Source organism: Agrobacterium sp. SORGH_AS_0440 (assembly GCF_031453135.1).
GTDB classification, from domain to species: domain Bacteria; phylum Pseudomonadota; class Alphaproteobacteria; order Rhizobiales; family Rhizobiaceae; genus Agrobacterium; species Agrobacterium pusense.
The window spans coordinates 952,688-972,500 of sequence record NZ_JAVIYR010000001.1; the positions used below are offsets into that span (position 1 = coordinate 952,688).

Below are 19,813 nucleotides of genomic sequence, written 5' to 3' on the forward strand. Positions count from 1 at the left end.
TCTGTTTTGCTTGACTTTGGGTGGGGAGGCGCAGCCCTTCAGGCCGTTTCACGACGCGGGAGTGCTTCCCGGATTTCCGATGCGAAGGTCCGGCTCCGTGCTTGTGGATGTGATGAAGCGGCCATTGGGGAGATCGTTTTCCTCCACCTTCCGGTTGATCTCCCCCTCGCCGAGACCGAAGCTCCGCCAGCGATCCCGCAGCCGCGCACGCAGATCGTCCTCGTCGACATCAACGAAGACAGTGAGATCGAAGATCGGTTTTAGACGATCCCATGGCGACTGGCTGGTGAGGAGATAATTGCCCTCACAGACGATGATATCGACGGATTGCGGGATCAGACGGCCGCCGGCGCGGGCGATCTCGATGGCGCGGTCAAAGACGGGGACGGCAACGACGTCGTCCTGATTGGCTTTCAGGCGCTCAAGCATATGGCGTAGGCCGTGAGCATCGAACGTATCGATGGCGCCCTTGAAGGGCCGGCGGTTCATCTCCTCAAGCACCGCATCGTCATAATGAAAGCCATCCATCGGGAACAGTGCGGCGGACACGCCTTCGCCCGCGTTCAACGCATCGACCACACGCTCGGCGATGGTTGATTTTCCCGATCCGGGGGCACCGGCAATCGCAACCATCACACGCCGGGCCTTTGACCCTTCCAGTCGCTGGAGAGCAAGGCCCACAATCTCGCGGGCATTATCGTCAATAGTGTTCAAGGTGCTTGCCCCGATAATGAGTGCTTTCAGAAAATGCGGTACTGGTTTGCCTTGTCGCGCAGGAATGGCAGTCCCTTGTCGAGAACCTCATCGGCGCTGGGCGCAACCGGGCGCCAGGTTGAAATCGCGCCCGCCATCTCCTTGGGCATCGCGGCGAAGCTTTCGAGCGTCAGCACGCCCTTGAAGCCGATGGCTGCGAGCGCTGAGAACACTTCGTCCCACGCAACGTTGCCGCAGCCCGGCGTGCCGCGGTCGCTTTCCGACATATGCATGTATTTCAGATGGTTGCGGGCGGCGATGATGCCATTGGCAATGCCCTTTTCCTCCATATTCATATGGAACGTATCGAGATGGATGAAGACGTTGTCCGCACCGATGCGCTCCACCAGCGCCACCGCCTGTTCGGCGGAGTTGAGCAGATGGTTCTCGTAGCGGTTGACCGTCTCGATGCCGAATTGCAGGCCGAGTGTTTTTGCGTGGCCGGCAGCCCTGGAGAGCGCCCTTGTCAGGTTGTCATATTCACCCTGTGTCGGCGGAAATCCGGTTCGCTCATTGGTGCCGCCATAGGTAACACCCGTCAGCGCTTCCGCGCCCATTTCTGCGGCCTTGTCGAGCGCGGCATTCAGATGGTCGATTGCCGCATCGGGACGCACGGACGCCCATGCGGGCTCCGGCAGCACCAGCGAGCAGACGGCGCGCAAACCGTATTTTTCCAGCAGGGTGCGCGTGTGTTTTGCATCGACGGAGGGGATATCGATAAGCGGGATCTCGATGAAATCCTGACCGTAATCCGCAGCAGCGGCGATGGACCGCCTGGCGTTTTCGTGGTCCCATTTGAGAGACCACATCATTGCGTGAACACCGAAGCCTTTCACGTCATACCTTCTTTCTGAGAGATGCGAAGTAGCTTGAAAACAGGCCGCGCGCCGCCATGACGACAATCATCAGGACACCCCAAAGGGCCGTGGCGAGATGCTGGTTGGCGCCGAGAAGATTAAGGCCGGAGGACAGGAGCTGCAGGACGATGAGCGCGACAAAAACGGGAAGCACACGACCGAAACCGCCAAAGGGATTAATGCCGCCGAGAAAGGCCGCGAGCACCGTGATCAGCAGATAGGACTCCCCGTGGCCGACACGGACGGAGTTGAAACGGGCAAGCATGATGATGCCGGCGACCGCGCACATCAGACCCGAGAGCGTGTAGACGAGCACCTGGATCTTGCGCGTGTTGAGGCCGGAATAACGCGCGGCTTCGATATTTGAGCCGATCATCAACAGCCCGAAGCCGAGCTTCGTGCGCGTCAGCAGCACATGCCAGAGCGCCACGCAGACGATGAAAATCAGAAGCGGGATCGGCAGACCGAGAAGCGTGCCATGGCCAAGCGGCGCCATGTAGGCGGGAAACCCTGACACGTCACCGCCGCGCGTCAGAAATTCGCCGAGGCCGCGCAGGAAAATCATCATCGACAGCGTCACCAGAATGGGATGCGCGCGGGTATAAGCGATCGCCGCACCCGTCATGGCACCGGCAGCCCCGCCGGTGACAAATGCAGCAAGGCAGGCGAAGAGAAAGGCGCTCGGCGGTGCATCTACGCCGCCATGGGCCTGGAGTACCCAGGCTGCGGCAAGTCCTGAGAGATTGGCCGCGAAGGTGACGGACAGATTGATCCCGCCCGTCAGCAGTGGCAGCAGCATCGCCAGCGTGAGAAGGCCGAGTTCCGGCAGCTGGAAGGCCACCGAACCGAATGTCGCAAGCGAGAGGAAGTTATTCGCGAACGTTCCGAAGATGAGCATGACTGCGATGAAGGCAATCACCGGTCCAGCCATATCGGCACCGAAAATGGCGTTGAATTTCCTGACAAGGCTGCTCATCACTGGGCGCTCCCCTTTCTCGTGGACGTGCGAAGCGCACTCGGCAAAAGCTTGTCGAACCGGGTGGAAGAGAGGGTGATCGCGATCAGAATGATGGCACCAACGATCATCTTGAAGGCAAAGGGTGATACGCCCATGAGGTTAAGACCGTTCTGGGTGATCGACACCATGAGAACCCCGAGCACGCAGCCGATGACAGAGCCTTTGCCGCCGCCAAGCCGCGCACCGCCGAGGACCGTTGCTGCAAGAACATCCAGCTCGCGGCCATAAAGCGCGTTCGGCACCACTTCCTGCGCGTAATGCGCCTGCATGAGCCCGGCAATGCCCGCCATCAGGCCAAGCCAGCCGAAGGAAATGTAATGCATCGCGCCGATATTGATGCCGAAGCGGCGAGCACCTTCCGGGTTGTCGCCGAAGGCGTAAAGCCTGCGCCCAACAGTGGTGCGCGAAATCATGAACCACGTTGCAATACAGCAGAGGATCATGACCACGACCGGCAGCGTCAGCTCTACCCATGAACCATCAGGCATTTCATGTTCGTAAAATACCACACGCGTCGACAGCCATTCCGGCAGGTCGTAGATCGACACACCCTTGGTGAAGAACATCAGCAACCCGAAGAAGATGTTGAAGGTGGAGATCGTCGCGACGATTGAAATGATGTTGAGCCGCCAGACGAGGAAAGCGTTGACGAAACCGAGACCAAGCCCAACCGCGCCGGCAATGATGAAACCTTCCGCCCAGTTGCCGCCGCCGAGCGCATTGAGCGCCAGCACCGTCACATATTGAACGACGGAAGCGGCGACCGCGAAGGAAATGTCGATACCGCCCGAGATCAGCACCACAAGCAGGCCGACCGCAAAGATGATGTTGACCGCAGAGACATTCAGTACATCGAAGGCGTTTGAGATGGTGAGGAACCGGTCGGTGGCGAAGGACAGTCCCGTGCAAAGCAGCACCATGACCACAAGCAGCGTAAATTCGGTCGTATGTCCGAGGATGAGCCTACGCATAGATGGCGGCCTCCAGTTCGGTCAACGACAGTCGTCGCGGATCATAGGTGGCGTGGAACCGGCCTTCGACCATGTGGATGACCCTGTCTGTGTTGAAATAGACTTCCGGCGGCTCGTCGGAGATGACGATGATCGAGAGCCCTTCTGCGGCGAGCTTGCGGACGATTTCGAAGATGCCGGCGCGGGCGCCGACATCGACCCCCACGGTCGGCGCGTCGAGAATGAGGATTTTCGGCCCGATCGCCAGCCACTTGGCGATCGCCACACGCTGCTGGTTGCCGCCCGAAAGCGTCCGGATCGGGTCTTCGGGCAGGCCGATCTTCACCCCGAGCGCAGAAATCCAGCGGGAAACGACATCCGCCTTTTTCGACGGTGAGATCAGGCCGCCGCGCAGCAGCCGGTCGAGCGAGGCCATGACCAGATTGTCGGCAATGGATTGCGGCTGGTTGAGACCAAGCGAAAGCCGGTCCTCGGAAAGATAGGCTACGCCCGCCCGGATCGCATCGCGGTTGGAACGGAAATCAACGTTCTCACCGTCAATCAGTACTTCACCCGATTGCGGCCGATGCATGCCGAACAGTGTCAAAGCCAGTTCCGTGCGGCCGGCTCCCAGTAGGCCGGTTATGCCAAGCGTTTCGCCCCGCCGCAGATCGAACGAAACATCCTCGAACTCGCCGGCACGGCTCAGCCCGCGTACCGAGAGAACGACGGGTTTGTCATCGTGATCGGCGGCAATGACGGCACTGTCGAAATTGCGGCCGGTCATCAGCTCGGTCACCCGTGACTGGGTCATGCCTTCAACGGGAAAGACACCGACAAGCGAGCCATCCCGCAAAACGGTTATGCGGTCTGAAATCTCAAGCACTTCCGCAAGGCGGTGCGAGACGAAGACAACCGCGACACCCGAGGCCGACAGGTTGCGGACGATGTCGATCAGGTAATCCGTTTCCGACTGCGTGAGCGACGCGGTCGGTTCGTCCATAAAAACGAGCCGTGCCTCACCGACCAGCGCGCGGGCAATCGCCACGATCTGACGCTGGGCGATGGGCAGTTCCTTGAGTGGCCTGTCGAGATCGATCTCGACACCGAGCCGGGCCAACGCCTTTTCGGCAGCCTGCTCGATGGCGCGCTTGTCGACCAGCCCGTATTTTGCATTCACCGCGTACTGGAAGCCGATATTTTCAGCCACCGTCATCTCATCGAACAGCGCCAGATCCTGCCAGATCACCTGAATGCCAAGCGATTGCGCAAGCGTTGGGGTCATTGCGGCTATCGGCTTGCCGTCGAAATAGAGTTCAGCATCACTTTGGGGCGTGTAAACGCCCGTTATGACCTTGATCAGCGTGCTCTTGCCGCAGCCGTTTTCGCCGGCAAGGCAATGCACTTCACCCGGATTGACCTCGAAAGAAACACCCTTCAGCGCGCGAACACCGCCGAAGGTGACTTTGACATTTTTGAGGGACAGGAGCGGTTCTGCGCTCATGATAACGTAAATCTCCTTCGCCGCGGCAGCATTGCAGACGTGGCGCTCGGCATGTTTTCCAGATGAGGCGTCGCGCGAGAGTATGATACCTCGCGCGACGCCCTTGCCTTGGGGAGGATCAGAGGCCCATGGAAACGAGCTTGTCGATGCTTTCCTTGTCGATCTTCAGAAGCTGATCGACGACGATGGTGTTGCCCTCGGGATTGATGGTGCCGAGACCTTCGATATTGTCCGCCGGCCTTGGGTGCCTCACCCTTGGCGATGCGATCCGCGAGCGTGATGAATACCTCACCGGCCTGCTTCGGGTTCCACATGAAGCCGCCCGTCAGCGCCCCCGTCTTGATGAGCTTGGCGCCCTGTCCCGGCGAGAACGGGCCGATGACGAAGACCTTGCCATCCTTGCGCCGCTCTTCAACTGCACGCCCCGCTCCGATCGGTCCCTGCGAGCCGAAGGCCAGAAAGCCCTTGAGGTCGGCATTAGCGGACATGAGGTCCAGCGCCGTCGAACGGCTCTTGTCGAGGTCCTCCGCCACGCCGTAGCGATCACCGACCAGCTTCATGTCCGGATAATTGGCCTTGATATAGGCGATGGCGGCGTCCGCCCAGGCATTGTGAAGCGGAACGGTGAGAGAACCGACGAAGACGGCATAGGAGCCCTTGCCGCCCATCTTCTCCGCCAGCAGCTTGCCATGCGCTTCACCAAAACCCTTGGCGGAGGCGAGTTCGAAATCCCAGTCGGCACCGAGCTGCTTCGGGGATTCATGGGTAATGACCTTGATACCGGCGGCCTGGGCTTTTTTCAGAACTGGCTCCAGCACCTTGGCATCATTCGGCACGACGCCGATGAAATCGACCTTCTGGGCTATCAGGTCCTCGATGGCGCGGACCTGCAGGGCGGGATCGGCGCTCGTCGGGCCGACCATGAAACCGTCAACGCCGAGCTTCTTGCTCTGCTCCTTGATCCCGGCCTCCATGGCATTGAACCACGGAATGCCGCCGATCTTGACGACGACGCCCACCTTCGGCCCTTCGGCAAAGGCTGCGGACGAGAGCAGCGCGAGCGACAGACCAACCGCTGCAGCAATAATTTTCTTCATGATGTTCCTCCTCAAAAAACAGGCAAACGAAACCCGCCGCAGCCATTTTTCATCTGGCGCGTTCAAAATTTCTCATCTCGCTTATTCGAGACTCTCCCTTGCCACTCCCACAGCAACCATCTTGCACAATCGATATTGCCAAGTTGCACAATCGATGGTGCAATAACCATATCATGAAGCTCCCTTCCGTCAAGGGGACGCCTACTCTAATAATTAGAATCAGTTGGGGAGATCACAATGACGGGCATGAGTTCCAAGAAGGCCACTATATACGACTTGTCGCTATTGTCCGGCGCATCAGCGTCGACGGTCAGCGCCGTCCTGAATGGATCATGGCGAAAAAGGCGGATTTCCGAGGAAACGGCCAACAAAATTCTCTCGCTCGCCAAGACGCACCGCTACACCGCCAACCTGCAGGCGAGAGGTTTGAGGAGCTCGAAATCCGGACTCATTGGCCTACTGGTCCCGATTTATGACAACCGGTTCTTTTCCTCGATGGCACAAACATTCGAGGGGCAGGCACGCAAGCGCGGCCTTTCGCCGATGGTTGTATCGGGGCGGCGCGATCCTGAAGAAGAACGCCGCACGGTGGAGACACTGATCGCCTATTCGATCGATGCACTCTTCATTGCGGGCGCGACCGATCCCGACGGCGTGCACCAGGTCTGCGCCCGCGCAGCACTACCGCATGTCAATATTGACCTTCCCGGCAAATTTGTACCCTCGGTCATTTCCGACAACAGACATGGTGCGGAAATATTGACATCGGCAATCCTTGCCCATGCGGAAAAACACGGACCTCTCGGCCCTGACGACGTCATCCTGTTCGGCGGTCATGACGACCACGCCAGCCGCGCCCGTATAGATGGCTTCCACGCCACCAAGGCCGCCTATTTCGGGGTCGATAACGGGGACGATATCGAAATCACCGGTTATTCACCACGCATGACGGAACTCGCTTTCGAACGTTTCTTTGAACGCAAAGGCCGCCTGCCCCGCTGCTTCTTCGTCAATTCATCGATCAATTTCGAAGGATTGCTGCGTTTCATGGGGCGCCATGACGGCGAGGCGTTTGGCGATATCGTTGTCGGCTGTTTTGACTACGACCCCTTCGCATCGTTCCTTCCGTTCCCGGTCTACATGATCAAGCCCGATATAGCGCAAATGCTCAACAAGGGGTTCGAACTTCTGGCAGAGAACCGGACCGAACCCGAAGTCACCATTATCGAACCGACACTCATTTCGCCGCGAACCGCTCTCGAAGGTCCGCTCGACGACATATGGGATCCCCTGGCATTGCGCCGCATGGCGCGATGAACATGCGAAATGCCACTTGACCTCAACGGTCGGCGCGTCGCGATAAATTTCAATCGGCTGGAGCACTGGAGCGCCATGGCTGACGAATGCACGCTCGACGACCGCCTGGTGATCGGCGCATGATGGACGTCGAGGCTGTTTTCATCCACGAGTATCTCCTTTCGCCCCGCAGATCAGTCGCCAACCTGTCGTAAACTCGACAAGATGACCGCCGCTTTCACATGCGGAATCCGAGCTGCCGAAAGCCCGACGAAACCGCAATTCGCTTCAGCTGTTACTCAAATCGCTGATTGCCATTTTGATCGTCTCGATGCCTCGCTGCGCCTGGTGCGAGCGGACCTGCGACAAGAGCATAATATCGCGAGACGGCAGCCGCGGAAGGCCGAAAGTATCGCCAAGGTCGAGCAAACCGTTTTCTGTCACATTGATCGATAGCGCGCCGACGCCAAATCCCGCCAGGATCGCCGCGCGGAGGTTAGTGGCTGACGTAGCGATGAAGGCTTCGCGCCATTGCACGTTCGCATCGCCCAACGAGTTAATGACCATATTTCGCATACTGCATCCTTCGGGATAGATGACGATCGGAATTTCTTCGCGCGTCCCGCTCTCGAAATCCGGCGCCCCGAACCAGCCGAAACGGGCAACGCCGATCTTCTCTCCGTGCCGTCTCCCTGACGCGTGCTTCATCAAGATAATTGCGTCCATTTCGCCCTGCTCATATCGGGCGAGAAGGGCCTGCGATCCGTCCACAGTGAGATTGACAATCAGGCCGGGATTCTCGCGAGCGATAGATGCTAAAACCTGTGAGACGTCGAGGCCCACCAAATGGTGGCTTATTCCTATGCTCAATTGTGGTCGATGCGTTTCGAACACTCCCATCGCCCGGTCATGCGCGCTCAGAAAGTCTCGCGCCGGCTGTATAAAAGCCTGCCCTGGCGAGGAAAGTTTCAGGCTCCGTGTCGATCGCTCGACAAGCAGGACCCCCAATTGTTCTTCCAACCGACGCAAACGCATGCTGACGGCCGATTGAGTGGTGTTAAGCGCGTGCGCCGCCTTGGTAAAACTCTTGTGTTCGCTCACCAAAATGAAGGTCAGCACCGCCTCGGGATCCAACATTAGTAATGCCATTTATTCCAGATCGTGATCACTGAAATCTATTCCAACCTGCTTCTAAAGGCCATCCCAGACTGCAAAAACGGCTTATCCAATTCACAAAACAACAGGGCCGGACGCCTCTCGCGCTAAGGTCCAGCGGAGCTTGAAAAGTGGCTGAAATTGCCGAACCTGAAATCGGGGCCTCCCGTGGCCGATTGACATATGATTTTAATTTAATCAGCATCCGTATCGTGACGGCCGTCACGCTCTTTGCCGTTTTGGGCGAAGCTAATATCTGGCTCGATGCTACCACAAATACCGTGCTGGCCCTCGGCTATCGCTTTGGCCTCGTTTTGCTGCCAGTGACAATTCATCTGTTTGGTGGCCGGTCCTTGCTGGTCTCACTTGCCGCCATGGCGGCAGGCGCCGGCTTGCTGTCTCTCAATGGAAGCCTGATACAATCGCTTTCTGCGGCATGCCTCTTTTCCTATGGCGCGGCAAACAGTGGCTATCTGATCAAGAACGTCGCGGCGCAATCCAAACGCGGCTCGGCCAATAACCGCATTGCCATGAATGTCGGTGCGTTCACGGCGGGACTTGTGATCATGCTGCCATTTCTTAGGCAGGACGTGTTTTTCTGGGGCGCCGCCGCGCTGATCGCGGGTTGCGCGCTTGTCGCAATGCCTCGACGCTTCGATACAACCCTCATTCACGTCAAAATATTCCAAGGGCAATCAGCCGGTGCCATCGTCGCGTGGATATCTGTCGGCACAGCAATGGGAATGATGCTTTTTGGTGTTTTTTCGGTGCTACCACAGACAATTTTGAAATCGGGGCAGTCGCTTCCTGCCTGGTATGGTCTGATGATCATCCTCAACAGTGCGGTGGTGGTCCTTGGCCAGATACCGACGTTAAAATTCATCGAGATGACCGGCCGCTTCCGACTGTTGGTGATCTTTGCCTTTATCTTCTCCGGCTTTCTTCTTCTGGCTTTTCCGGGTGCATTCCGCGTCCATACATTCACCGGCGCTGTGGTCTGGGTGTTCATGATTTCGCTGGCAGAATGTACCTTTGGTCATATCGACTACTATTCTGTCCGGCAAAAAACCATGTTCATCAAGGAGATCTGCATAGGCATCGGTGCGGCGTTGACTGTCGGGCTCATGCGCTGGGTATCGTTTTCGTTCAGCGCCATACTCGTCGCTGTGATCGGCATTCTCTTGACCCTGACATGGTGGGTCCTGATGCGGCGCGAGTTGCGCGCGTTCGACTAGAGGGATGCATATGCATCTGAACCGCAGAAGGAACGTCGAATGAAATTGGCTACATAATGATCTATGTCGCGGACGAGCCGGTCACGATCGAATTTTATGGAGACGCTTCCAACGATCCGTCTGGCAATTCGATATCGGTTTCCAGTCGCGCTTTCCGATTGATGGATTGATCGATAGAGGCCCGAGCTAATCTTGCCTGCCCTTCAGCCGCATTGACGGTCACGGTCCCAAGCCCTGATTCGCAGGGGCCGCGCGCGGCGGGCAGAATTTGATGTTTCAAGTGGCTTTTTCGAATACATCTGCCTCACTCTGGGTCGTGAAGGTGAACGTGACCAGTTCGCTGTCATCGTCCTGCCGGAGACCCATGGCAGTTACAATCAAACGCGCGATCTCGTCCTGTGCTTCACTTCCCGAGCGGTACGACCCCACCGCCTTCTCGATGGCGGGGCCGAATACCTCGCTGATTACACCGAGGCGCATATTGTATTTCATGATGATATCGCGGTCCTCGATGATCGCTGCCTGTTCGGCCTTTGGGATGCCGGCGTTCTCCATGGCGGTTATCGTTGCGTTCGTCGCGAGCTTGATCGGACCTTCTTCCAGCCAGCGATCAACCATCTGATGGAACTGGCGCATCCGCTCGGCAGGAATTGTTCTCTGTACAGTGATCGACATCCGGATTCCTTTGTCAGCTCTCATGCGAATACACTTTTTGCTTCGCTTCAGCTGCGACGCGAGGCGCTACCGTGATAGTCAAAACACGTCGGGAATTCCAGATGGAGTCCACGCAGAACCGGTTCGTCAGACGGTCGCATCGGGTAAAGCAATCGAGGAGGGTGAAGATGCCTCGCTCTACAAGGAAAACTTCAGGCCTTTCTTCCTACCGCACTCCCACGAGGAAGCTGCGCGAGCTGTTCCTAAACTCAAGACCTGCGTTGATCGTCCTTGAATGCGCCATGGTCTTCGAAGACCCCAGTGGCTCCACGCTGTTGCAAGACGTACTGACTTTCAGCAAGTATTTCGCGATACCTCTGGACCTTTGCGGCGCCCATCCTGCGCAAATCGACCCTTGATGGAGGTGCTGACTGGACTGGAAAAACGGCTTCGTTTTCCAGAAGGTCCAGCAGAAGATTACGCATGACCGCGTTTTCCTCTCGCAGCTCCGCCAGTTCGATAACCTTTCCGCTCGATTCAAACCGCCTTGCGATCGCTTTGTCGATTTCGCGTTCGACAAGGAGAGCCTTGGCGGCGAAATACCGACAGGCAAAGAATGTTACCGCGAGCGCGCACAACGCGAAAATAACGTAGATCATTCCGACCTCCAGGTTACCCCTGAAATCGATACTCTGCCGCCGGTTTTCAATACGGATTCGGGCCACTCGACTGAAAAATCACATGCTCCTGAAACCCGCAACTTGTGAATTGCGAAGACGGCCTCACTCCGAGATTGCAACCCTCGGGCGCTCCGCCGTCAGACGCTTCGTAATCTCGTCACCATGAAAGGTAGGTCGCTTTTCTCACAGGATATGCGAAAGGCTCACCATTCTCAAAAACGAAACCCTTGCGATACATGCAACTGCGCACGTGGGCGGAGCCATAGGCACCTGCATAGAAACCCACGTCGCCATATGATGGGTAACGTTCGAAACTGCATCTGTCGAGGGCTGCCTGATAGGCCATCTCCAGTACATGGTTACCCGTCACCGGAACGGTACCGTAAAGATGCAATTGTGTCCGCGCTTCCGCCGCTGCCGCCGTAAAGGTAACGCTTAGAACCACGCTTAAAGCCAGCTTGAGTCTCATGACGCGCCTCCAAAGAAATTATTGTGCGAGCAACGGGGATTTTGCCCTGTTTGTTCCCTCAATCAGAAGTTTCTCCCACATTGTGGTGGGGCGGCTTCCATTATGTCCCGGCCGGAACTCTATGCCACCTTCCATTCCGCGAAGGTCGACCCAGCGCGCGGCCACGATTGATGCTGCTGATAACAACAGAACGTTCCCGTAACGCTGGAGGGACAGCTTCTCGAAATCGCTGGAGGCACCACGTTTGGCCCGATTGCCTACCGAAGGAACCCATCCCGATCGAACTCTCCCCATCCACGAAGGTCGGCCGCACCTTCGTCGACCTTTTGACCCGCCTTTTCTCCCGGCTTCAACTTCTTTTTGAGCGATCGAGCCAGCCGCCTCTGATAGGCCGCTTTCTGTCGTTTCTCTGCCTTCGCCTCGGCGTCCTCCACCCGCCACTCTTCCACGAGCCCGCGATCGAGAAGGTCCTCGACCACCTTCGGATCGAAGACATGGAAGGTGATGCGCCGGGCACGGCCGTTCAGCCGCACGGTTCTCGTCCCGGCGCTCTTGAGACGTCCATCCGCGAGCCAGCGATGTCGCTCGCTCGTCTTGATGGCGAGGATGTCCTGTATCTCGCGCGGGATCACCGGAAGAGTTTCGGCTTCCATCATCACGCCGGCCACGGTCCTCGCAGCGGCGTCGAAGGCGTTTTTGTCGCGGGCTGGCATCGCGAGCGTGATCTCGTTGCCCTCCAGGCTGATCGCTTTCTTCAAAGCCGCAGGCAGTCGGGCCTGCATTTCCTGCAGAATGCCTTTCGCTCGCACGGACGATCCCAGCGTCACCGCAGGCGACAACATCCACGTCCTGATCAGTTCGATATCGCTCTTCTCGAGTTTCCGCATCTCTTCTAAATAGTGCCGATCTCCTTTCGTTCAACGAGGTGAACTGTTCGGCGACCGCAGATCCGAATCAGCCTACGATTATCGGAAACGTCCTGCTTAGCCGGGGTATGGCTCTCCGGTTTAAAACGACGAGCCTTCCGGCCAGTAGGTGCTCAAGCGGCCATCGCGATATCAGCGATGATTTGCCCTGTTGTCATAAAGCAGCGCAGCGGCCTCGACCTTATCGCCATTAGCTACTGCCCATGAGCACAGGGCCTCAAACGGTTGCCGCAGAGAATGGCCCAGCGGGGTGATCGCGTATTCTACACCCACCGGCTGGGTCGGCAGGACGGTCCTCGTCACAAGACCGTTCCGCTCAAGCCTCTTTAGAGCATCGGCCAAGGCCTTGTGGGTGATACCGTCGAGACGGCGCTTGATCTCGTTGAAGCGCGAGGGCCTGGGACAAATCACCGTCAGGATCAGGATTGTCCATTTGTCCGCGATCTTGTCGAGCACGGGGCGAACCTGCGCCATGTCTCTAAGGGCGCACTGAGAAAGTGCTTCAAGGTCAGTATACTCGTCCATATCTAGGCTACTTAAGGTGCGTAATTGATACCAGATATCTAATGTATATCATGCAGCGACCATCAATTGAAAGGACTTACGATGGCTCGGATGAGTAACAAGGTTGCCCTGATTGTCGGGGGCGCCAAGGGTATCGGCTTGGCAATTGCAGAGCGGCTTTCGGCCGAAGGAGCGATGGTCTTCATCACCAGTCGCCGAAGCGAAGATGCCAAAAGGGCGGCAACTGCCATCGGTCATGGTGCGGTCGGCATTGTCGCCGATGCCGCGCTCCCCGAAGATATGCGGGAGGCGGTCGAAAAAGTGAGAAGGGAACACGGCCGTATCGACGCGCTGGTCTTGAACGCCGGTCTTTCCGAGCCCGCCCAGATCACGGAGATAACGCCTGAACACTTTGACCGCCACTTCGACGTTAACGTTCGAGGAATGGTCTTCGGCTTCCAGGCGGCTCTGCCGGCGATGAGGGACGGCGGCTCAGTCGTCCTCGTCGGATCAATTGCAGACAGCGGCGGCTATGCTTCCTATGGCACATATGCTGCGACCAAGGCAGCCGTGCGTTCCTATGCACGAACCTGGACTGCAGAACTGGCATCCAAGGGTATACGCGTTAACGTCGTCGCACCGGGTCCAACCGATACGGAAATGATGGCTGCGGTTCAGCCAGACATGCGCGCGGCCATTGTCGCTCCGATCCCGATGGGACGGATGGCGCGCCCCGCCGAAGTGGCTGCAGCTGCCTTGTTCCTGTTAAGCGATGAGGCGAGTTACATCGCCGGTGCCGAACTGTGCGTCGATGGCGGCTTGCGGCAGGTCTGAGCCAGAATTCGAAACGCTGTACCCGATCTGGAATGACCGGGTACAGCAAACGCTCCACAGAGAAGCGACGGATCGCAATTTCGCAGATTACAGGCCCGCCTCAGCCATCCATAGCGCTGCGTCTGCACCTGCCGGTATGCGCAGTGGCGCAGACGGATCGGTGGCAGCCTTCCAGATCGCTTCCGCGACATCGCGCGCGTGGGTCACAGGGCCCTTGTCGTCCTGAACATTCCTGACGAACTGGTGCAAAAGAGGCGCATAGTCCGCATCGTCCATGCCGCGCAGGTGTGGGCGGGCACTGGCGCCGAAACTCGTTTCCGGCGAACGTCCGGGCAAAACGATGTGGACGCGAACGCCGAAGGGCTCCATTTCAATCGCAAGGGACTCGCTGAGCGCATTCACTGCGGCCTTGCTGGCGCGATAAACCCCGATGATCGGCAGCGGCTTCAGTGTGACCGAGGACGTAACGTTGATAATGACGCCAGCCCGGCGACGACGCATTTGCGGGCCGACGGCCTGGATCATCGCCAGAGTGCCTATCGTGTTCGTCTGAAAGAGTGCCTGTGCGGTCTGGGATGCAGTCAGTTCGACAGGAGATGGCGCTCCGAACCCGGCGTTATTGACGAGAACATCGATTTGACCCGTTGCCTTCACAAGCTGTGAGATGCTGTCCGGGACGGTGACATCGAGTGCTAGAACACGCAGACGCCCGGACGCCGGGAGTAAGCTTTCGTCGGGCGTTCTCATCGTGGCGATCACGTCCCAGCCTTTTTCAAGGAACAGTTTTGCAGTTTCCAGGCCAAAACCCGAGGAACAACCGGTTATCAGAATTGCGGGCATTATTTTCTCCATAAGTGGCTGTGTCATTATGGTAGCGACCCGAAGGGAGACTTTATATGTTCCAGGCTCCTCATTTCTTTAGTAATAGTCCTGGATATGACAACAGACCCGCTCACCGAGATCGTCACACTCCTGCAACCCGCCGCCCGGGCGTCGAAACTGGTGGAGTGCGCCGGTGCATGGCGTATACGTCGTGAGGGCACAGGCGAGCCGTTTTATTGTGCCATCCTGGAAGGGCAATGCCGGGTCACTTTCGGTGGCCGACAAACGTTTATCCTGCAGGCCGGGGACTTCATTCTCGCGCCTGCCATGCGCGATCTCGTCAATGAAAGCTCCAACGCCACAGCCCACTTGCCGGCAACGGTCCCGACAAAGATCAATGAGGGACATTTTCGTGTGGGACCACATGACGGCCCACCCGCACTACGAATGCGTATCGGACATTGCAGCTTCGGCACACCGGATGCGGCCCTGCTCGTTTCTTTGTTGCCGGACGTGATTCTGGTTCGCGACAAACCCCGGCTTGCGACGTTGATGCAGTTGATTGACGAGGAGACGCAGGAACGGCGCGCAGCGCGCGAACCGGTTCTGGAACGACTTATCGAGGTACTGTTGATCGAGGCACTACGGTCCTCAACCGACACCAATTCTGCGCAGGGCCTCGGCAGAGGGCTTGGTGATGAGCGCCTTTCGGCGGCACTTCGGGCTATGCATGACCGTCCCGGCCATCCCTGGACCGTCGTTGATCTGGCGAAAGAGGCGGCGCTCTCCCGTTCGGCATTTTTTGCGCGCTTCAACCGAATAATCGGGGTTGCGCCAATGGAATACCTGCTGACATGGCGTATGGCGTTGGCAAGGCAGCTCTTGCGGAGCTGTGATCTCGCAATCGAGGATGTAGCCGAGCGGGTGGGATATGGATCAGCAAGTACGTTCAGCGTGGCTTTTGCCCGACGCACCGGCATCCCTCCTGCTCGATACGCCCGTATGGCCGCGCAGAACGGCGAGGCAGGAGACAACCGATTGCTACGGCCACTGACAGAATTATAACAATGCAGTTGGCCTATCGACAATACGCCCGACCAGCGCTTTCAAACTGGCGCAGCGATTCCAACGATCATCGACTGAACTCTGGACTCCGGTGGCTGACATCCGCCGAGTTCTTCACTCAGACAATCAACCCGCGACGTGACGTGATGAGGTGCTGCGGAGCCAGAATGGATCGGCACCTCAACCCGCTGTTACCGCCCAGAATACAGCAACCCAAACCGCTGGAGCGAACTCAAAACTGGACAAAGTCTGGGGACAGGGTCAAAGGTCATGGACGTTGAGAGATCGACACGCAACAGAAACACAAAAAGCTCCTCGACGCTGACGCGGAGGAGCTTTGTTAAGTCGAGAATTTTGCCTTCTTGATCGTAGCTGTTTAGCGCGCTGGCTCGTAGCTTTGGGCTATTCTGGGACACTGTATCGTAATTTTGGTTGCGGGGGCAGGATTTGAACCTGCGGCCTTCAGGTTATGAGCCTGACGAGCTACCGGGCTGCTCCACCCCGCGTCCAGCGCATTCGGCAAGGCCGAATGTCGCGGTTACGTCGTTGCTTTAGCGACGACGGATCTTTGCCGGAGTAAATTGCGGAGCAATTTATCTCCTGTAAGGGACGCACTTGGCGTTTTCCTTAAGTTTTGTCTTAAACTGCAAAAGGCCGCTTTTGGCGGCCCTTTTTTTTCGGCTGGGCCGAGGGATGTGATGAGAAGATTTTGATGCGTTTTGCAGACCTGGCAGCGACCTACTCTCCCGCGTCTTGAGACGAAGTACCATTGGCGCTGGGGCGTTTCACGGCCGTGTTCGGAATGGGAACGGGTGCAGCCGCCCCGCGATAACCACCAGGTCGGCAAAACGCAACATTGTTCATGTTTTCACATGAACGTTGTTTTCGAGAAGCTGGAGAGCTCAAGGCTCTGTTTAATTTACACGTCGTTTCTGTGACTTATCCGTATGTTGCCTTGCTCGAGGTCGAGCGTGGCGCCCATACAGGACGCTAGTCCGTCGCCAATCGTTTGGCGCGCCGTCTGCAGCGTAGTGGCCGAAGGCCACGTCAGCGTGAAGACAGAACAGATCATCAAGCTCCGCTTGATGAGCATGAACAATGGGAACGAAGAAGTCGATCGAGCTATTAGTAACGGTAAGCTTCACACATTGCTGTGCTTCCACACCCGTCCTATCAACGTGGTCGTCTTCCACGGCTCTGATAGGGAACACTCGTTTTCAGGTTGGTTTCCCGCTTAGATGCCTTCAGCGGTTATCCATTCCGTATATAGCTACTCTGCTATGCCCTTGGCAGGACAACAGATCCACCAGAGATACGTCCATCCCGGTCCTCTCGTACTAGGGACAGATCCTGTCAATATTCCTACACCCACGGCAGATAGGGACCGAACTGTCTCACGACGTTCTGAACCCAACTCACGTACCGCTTTAAATGGCGAACAGCCATACCCTTGGGACCTGCTCCAGCCCCAGGATGCGATGAGTCGACATCGAGGTGCCAAACAACCCCGTCGATATGGACTCTTGGGGGTCATCAGCCTGTTATCCCCGGCGTACCTTTTATCCGTTGAGCGATGGCCCTTCCACACGGGACCACCGGATCACTATGACCGACTTTCGTCTCTGCTCGACTTGTCAGTCTCGCAGTCAGGCTAGCTTATGCCATTGCACTCGACGACCGATTTCCGACCGGTCTGAGCTAACCATCGCGCGCCTCCGTTACTCTTTCGGAGGCGACCGCCCCAGTCAAACTACCCACCATACACTGTCCCGGATCCGGATAACGGACCGCGGTTAGACATCCACGAAGATAAGGGTGGTATTTCAAGGATGGCTCCACAGAAACTGGCGTCCCTGCTTCAAAGCCTACCACCTATCCTACACATGCCTTGGCGAATGCCAGTGTAAAGCTATAGTAAAGGTGCACGGGGTCTTTCCGTCTGACCGCAGGAACCCCGCATCTTCACGGGGAATTCAATTTCACTGAGTCTATGTTGGAGACAGCGGGGAAGTCGTTACGCCATTCGTGCAGGTCGGAACTTACCCGACAAGGAATTTCGCTACCTTAGGACCGTTATAGTTACGGCCGCCGTTTACTGGGGCTTCAGTTCAGAGCTTGCACCCCTCCCTTTAACCTTCCAGCACCGGGCAGGCGTCAGACCCTATACGTCGTATTGCTACTTCGCAGAGCCCTGTGTTTTTGATAAACAGTCGCTACCCCCTGGTCTGTGCCACCCCATCATACTTGCGTACAAAAGGGTCACGCTTCTTCCGAAGTTACGCGTGCAATTTGCCGAGTTCCTTCAACATAGTTCTCTCAAGCGCCTTGGTATACTCTACCTGACCACCTGTGTCGGTTTCGGGTACGGTCTATACGGTGGAGCTATTTCCTGGAACCTCTTCGCCGCCCAACCAATCCAATAAGGTTGAACAACACACGAGATCCGTCACTACCACCAGGCCCACGAATATTAACGTGGTTCCCATCGACTACGCGTGTCCGCCTCGTCTTAGGGGCCGGCTAACCCTGCTCAGATTAACTTTAAGCAGGAACCCTTGGTCTTTCGGCGAGGGAGTCTCTCACTCCCTTTATCGTTACTCATGTCAACATTCGCACTTCCGATATCTCCAGCAGCCCTCACGGGTCCGCCTTCACAGACTTACGGAACGCTCCGCTACCACTTGCATTGCTGCAAATCCTCAGCTTCGGTGCATGGCTTTAGCCCCGTTACATTTTCGGCGCAAAGACCCTTATTTAGACCAGTGAGCTGTTACGCTTTCTTTAAATGATGGCTGCTTCTAAGCCAACATCCTGGTTGTTTTGGGATCCTCACATCCTTTCCCACTTAGCCATGACTTGGGGACCTTAGCTGGAGGTCAGGGTTGTTGCCCTTTTCACGACGGACGTTAGCACCCGCCGTGTGTCTGCCGACTAGTACTCCTCGGTATTCGGAGTTTGGTTAGGATCAGTAAGACGGTGAGTCCCCATAGCCCATCCAGTGCTCTACCCCCGAGGGTATTCGGTCGACGCTCTACCTAAATAGATTTCGCGGAGAACCAGCTATTTCCGAGTTTGATTGGCCTTTCACCCCTAGCCACAAGTCATCCCGAACTATTGCAACAGTTATGGGTTCGGCCCTCCAGTTGGTGTTACCCAACCTTCAGCCTGCTCATGGCTAGATCACTCGGTTTCGGGTCTAATGCAACTAACTCAATCGCCCTATTCAGACTCGCTTTCGCTGCGCCTACACCTACCGGCTTAAGCTTGCTAGTTACACTAAGTCGTTGACCCATTATACAAAAGGTACGCCGTCACCCTTGCGGGCTCCGACTGTTTGTAGGCATCCGGTTTCAGGTTCTATTTCACTCCCCTCGTCGGGGTGCTTTTCACCTTTCCCTCACGGTACTTGTTCGCTATCGGTCATGCACGAGTACTTAGGCTTGGAGAGTGGTCTCCCCATGTTCAGACAGGATTTCACGTGTCCCGCCCTACTCAAGGACAATGACTGTTCTACGCGTAAGGGGCTATCACCCTCTATGGCCGACCTTTCCAGATCGTTCCGCTTTATTCATCATTGCCACTGGCCTGGTCCGCGTTCGCTCGCCACTACTTGCGGAGTCTCGGTTGATGTCCTTTCCTGCAGGTACTTAGATGTTTCAGTTCCCTGCGTTCGCTTCTTACCCCTATGTATTCGAAAGTAAGATACCTTATCACAATGCTTGGAAACCCAGGCCGTTCGTTAAAACAGACTGGATTTTCCAAGCATTTAAGGTGGGTTGCCCCATTCGGAGATCCATGGATCAAAGCTTATTCGCAGCTCCCCACGGCTTTTCGCAGCGTATCACGTCCTTCTTCGCCTGTGCATGCCAAGGCATCCACCAAATGCCCTTAATTCACTTCTTCGTTCTCATTGTCTATGCTCATCCATAGCCGTTCCAAAGGAACGGCAACCTGATTACCTTTTACAATCAAGTCCTTCCTGATGACATCGACG

General features: G+C 56.8%; 16 protein-coding genes, 1 tRNA gene, 2 rRNA genes and 2 pseudogenes. 5 read left to right on the forward strand and 16 right to left on the reverse strand.

The features are described from left to right. Positions 1–48: 48 nt before the first annotated feature. The 6 genes and pseudogenes from QE453_RS04405 to QE453_RS04430 all read right to left on the reverse strand — a co-directional run bounded on the left by QE453_RS04405 (position 49) and on the right by QE453_RS04430 (position 6,179). Positions 49–714 carry a nucleoside triphosphate hydrolase gene (locus QE453_RS04405; protein ID WP_111814399.1) on the reverse strand — a complete coding sequence of 222 codons (666 nt, stop codon included), beginning with the start codon at positions 712–714 and terminating at the stop codon, positions 49–51. Positions 715–740: 26 nt separating this feature from the next. Continuing rightward, positions 741–1,589, reverse strand: a complete 849-nt coding sequence (locus tag QE453_RS04410) for a sugar phosphate isomerase/epimerase (RefSeq protein WP_045535017.1) — start codon at positions 1,587–1,589, stop codon at positions 741–743. 1 nt (position 1,590) lies between these two features. After that, positions 1,591–2,586 (reverse strand): ABC transporter permease, encoded by a 996-nt coding sequence (locus tag QE453_RS04415; protein ID WP_004446146.1) that lies wholly within the window; start codon positions 2,584–2,586, stop codon positions 1,591–1,593. Continuing rightward, on the reverse strand, positions 2,586–3,599 hold the full coding sequence (locus QE453_RS04420) for an ABC transporter permease (RefSeq protein WP_244405569.1): 1,014 nt from the start codon (positions 3,597–3,599) through the stop codon (positions 2,586–2,588). The genes QE453_RS04415 and QE453_RS04420 overlap by 1 nt, the downstream gene beginning before the upstream one ends. Beyond that, on the reverse strand, positions 3,592–5,082 hold the full coding sequence (locus tag QE453_RS04425) for a sugar ABC transporter ATP-binding protein (protein ID WP_060942241.1): 1,491 nt from the start codon (positions 5,080–5,082) through the stop codon (positions 3,592–3,594). The genes QE453_RS04420 and QE453_RS04425 overlap by 8 nt, the downstream gene beginning before the upstream one ends. Before the next feature lie 118 nt (positions 5,083–5,200). After that, positions 5,201–6,179, reverse strand: a pseudogene (locus QE453_RS04430) (substrate-binding domain-containing protein). 237 nt (positions 6,180–6,416) lie between these two features. On the opposite strand from QE453_RS04430, the gene QE453_RS04435 reads away from it, so the two are divergent. After that, positions 6,417–7,496: a LacI family DNA-binding transcriptional regulator gene (locus tag QE453_RS04435; RefSeq protein WP_006697922.1), complete on the forward strand. Its 1,080-nt coding sequence runs from the start codon at positions 6,417–6,419 to the stop codon at positions 7,494–7,496. Positions 7,497–7,763: 267 nt separating this feature from the next. On the opposite strand, the gene QE453_RS04440 is transcribed toward QE453_RS04435, so the two are convergent. Then, on the reverse strand, positions 7,764–8,624 hold the full coding sequence (locus QE453_RS04440; protein ID WP_004446155.1) for a LysR family transcriptional regulator: 861 nt from the start codon (positions 8,622–8,624) through the stop codon (positions 7,764–7,766). 137 nt (positions 8,625–8,761) lie between these two features. On the opposite strand from QE453_RS04440, the gene QE453_RS04445 reads away from it, so the two are divergent. Next, a complete protein-coding gene (locus QE453_RS04445; RefSeq protein ID WP_309776472.1) occupies positions 8,762–9,865 on the forward strand; it encodes a hypothetical protein in 1,104 nt (367 codons plus the stop codon). Positions 9,866–10,141: 276 nt separating this feature from the next. On the opposite strand, the gene QE453_RS04450 is transcribed toward QE453_RS04445, so the two are convergent. From QE453_RS04450 to QE453_RS04470, 5 genes are all read right to left on the reverse strand, one after another. Continuing rightward, on the reverse strand, positions 10,142–10,540 hold the full coding sequence (locus tag QE453_RS04450; protein WP_044459344.1) for a hypothetical protein: 399 nt from the start codon (positions 10,538–10,540) through the stop codon (positions 10,142–10,144). A 248-nt stretch (positions 10,541–10,788) separates the two neighbouring features. After that, positions 10,789–11,178 (reverse strand): hypothetical protein, encoded by a 390-nt coding sequence (locus tag QE453_RS04455; protein ID WP_309776474.1) that lies wholly within the window; start codon positions 11,176–11,178, stop codon positions 10,789–10,791. 178 nt (positions 11,179–11,356) lie between these two features. Further along, positions 11,357–11,668 carry a hypothetical protein gene (locus tag QE453_RS04460; RefSeq protein WP_022563255.1) on the reverse strand — a complete coding sequence of 104 codons (312 nt, stop codon included), beginning with the start codon at positions 11,666–11,668 and terminating at the stop codon, positions 11,357–11,359. 257 nt (positions 11,669–11,925) lie between these two features. Beyond that, positions 11,926–12,555, reverse strand: coding sequence for a hypothetical protein (locus QE453_RS04465; RefSeq protein ID WP_309776475.1), 630 nt, complete (start codon positions 12,553–12,555; stop codon positions 11,926–11,928). Positions 12,556–12,726: 171 nt separating this feature from the next. Further along, positions 12,727–13,119 (reverse strand): helix-turn-helix domain-containing protein, encoded by a 393-nt coding sequence (locus tag QE453_RS04470; RefSeq protein WP_022563258.1) that lies wholly within the window; start codon positions 13,117–13,119, stop codon positions 12,727–12,729. An 81-nt stretch (positions 13,120–13,200) separates the two neighbouring features. Here QE453_RS04470 and QE453_RS04475 point away from each other — a divergent pair, with 81 nt between their 5' ends. Beyond that, on the forward strand, positions 13,201–13,932 hold the full coding sequence (locus tag QE453_RS04475; protein WP_309776476.1) for an SDR family oxidoreductase: 732 nt from the start codon (positions 13,201–13,203) through the stop codon (positions 13,930–13,932). A gap of 87 nt (positions 13,933–14,019) precedes the next feature. On the opposite strand, the gene QE453_RS04480 is transcribed toward QE453_RS04475, so the two are convergent. Then, positions 14,020–14,772, reverse strand: a complete 753-nt coding sequence (locus tag QE453_RS04480) for an SDR family oxidoreductase (RefSeq protein ID WP_100911259.1) — start codon at positions 14,770–14,772, stop codon at positions 14,020–14,022. A 96-nt stretch (positions 14,773–14,868) separates the two neighbouring features. Between QE453_RS04480 and QE453_RS04485 the strand changes: the two genes are divergently transcribed. After that, positions 14,869–15,819, forward strand: coding sequence for an AraC family transcriptional regulator (locus QE453_RS04485; protein ID WP_309776478.1), 951 nt, complete (start codon positions 14,869–14,871; stop codon positions 15,817–15,819). Positions 15,820–15,842: 23 nt separating this feature from the next. Beyond that, positions 15,843–16,062, forward strand: a pseudogene (locus QE453_RS04490) (IS3 family transposase); the annotation flags it as partial. Positions 16,063–16,248: 186 nt separating this feature from the next. Here the strand turns inward: QE453_RS04490 and QE453_RS04495 are convergent. The 3 genes from QE453_RS04495 to QE453_RS04505 form a co-directional block, all read right to left on the reverse strand. Continuing rightward, positions 16,249–16,325 (reverse strand) — tRNA-Met (locus QE453_RS04495). A gap of 219 nt (positions 16,326–16,544) precedes the next feature. Next, positions 16,545–16,659: ribosomal RNA gene (rrf, locus tag QE453_RS04500) — 5S ribosomal RNA — on the reverse strand. Between the two features lie 264 nt (positions 16,660–16,923). Further along, positions 16,924–19,722, reverse strand: a 23S ribosomal RNA gene (locus QE453_RS04505). Between the last annotated feature and the right edge of the window lie 91 nt (positions 19,723–19,813).

Excerpts from the sequence above, each read along its gene's own strand:
- QE453_RS04415 (WP_004446146.1), bottom strand. The coding sequence starts at position 2,586 with ATGAGCAGCCTTGTCAGGAAATTCAACGCCATTTTCGGTGCCGATATG.
- QE453_RS04420 (WP_244405569.1), bottom strand. The coding sequence starts at position 3,599 with ATGCGTAGGCTCATCCTCGGACATACGACCGAATTTACGCTGCTTGTG.
- QE453_RS04425 (WP_060942241.1), bottom strand. The coding sequence starts at position 5,082 with ATGAGCGCAGAACCGCTCCTGTCCCTCAAAAATGTCAAAGTCACCTTC.
- QE453_RS04435 (WP_006697922.1), top strand. The coding sequence starts at position 6,417 with ATGACGGGCATGAGTTCCAAGAAGGCCACTATATACGACTTGTCGCTA.
- QE453_RS04440 (WP_004446155.1), bottom strand. The coding sequence starts at position 8,624 with ATGGCATTACTAATGTTGGATCCCGAGGCGGTGCTGACCTTCATTTTG.
- QE453_RS04450 (WP_044459344.1), bottom strand. The coding sequence starts at position 10,540 with ATGTCGATCACTGTACAGAGAACAATTCCTGCCGAGCGGATGCGCCAG.
- QE453_RS04455 (WP_309776474.1), bottom strand. The coding sequence starts at position 11,178 with ATGATCTACGTTATTTTCGCGTTGTGCGCGCTCGCGGTAACATTCTTT.
- QE453_RS04460 (WP_022563255.1), bottom strand. The coding sequence starts at position 11,668 with ATGAGACTCAAGCTGGCTTTAAGCGTGGTTCTAAGCGTTACCTTTACG.
- QE453_RS04465 (WP_309776475.1), bottom strand. The coding sequence starts at position 12,555 with ATGCGGAAACTCGAGAAGAGCGATATCGAACTGATCAGGACGTGGATG.
- QE453_RS04470 (WP_022563258.1), bottom strand. The coding sequence starts at position 13,119 with ATGGACGAGTATACTGACCTTGAAGCACTTTCTCAGTGCGCCCTTAGA.
- QE453_RS04475 (WP_309776476.1), top strand. The coding sequence starts at position 13,201 with ATGGCTCGGATGAGTAACAAGGTTGCCCTGATTGTCGGGGGCGCCAAG.
- QE453_RS04480 (WP_100911259.1), bottom strand. The coding sequence starts at position 14,772 with ATGCCCGCAATTCTGATAACCGGTTGTTCCTCGGGTTTTGGCCTGGAA.
- QE453_RS04485 (WP_309776478.1), top strand. The coding sequence starts at position 14,869 with ATGACAACAGACCCGCTCACCGAGATCGTCACACTCCTGCAACCCGCC.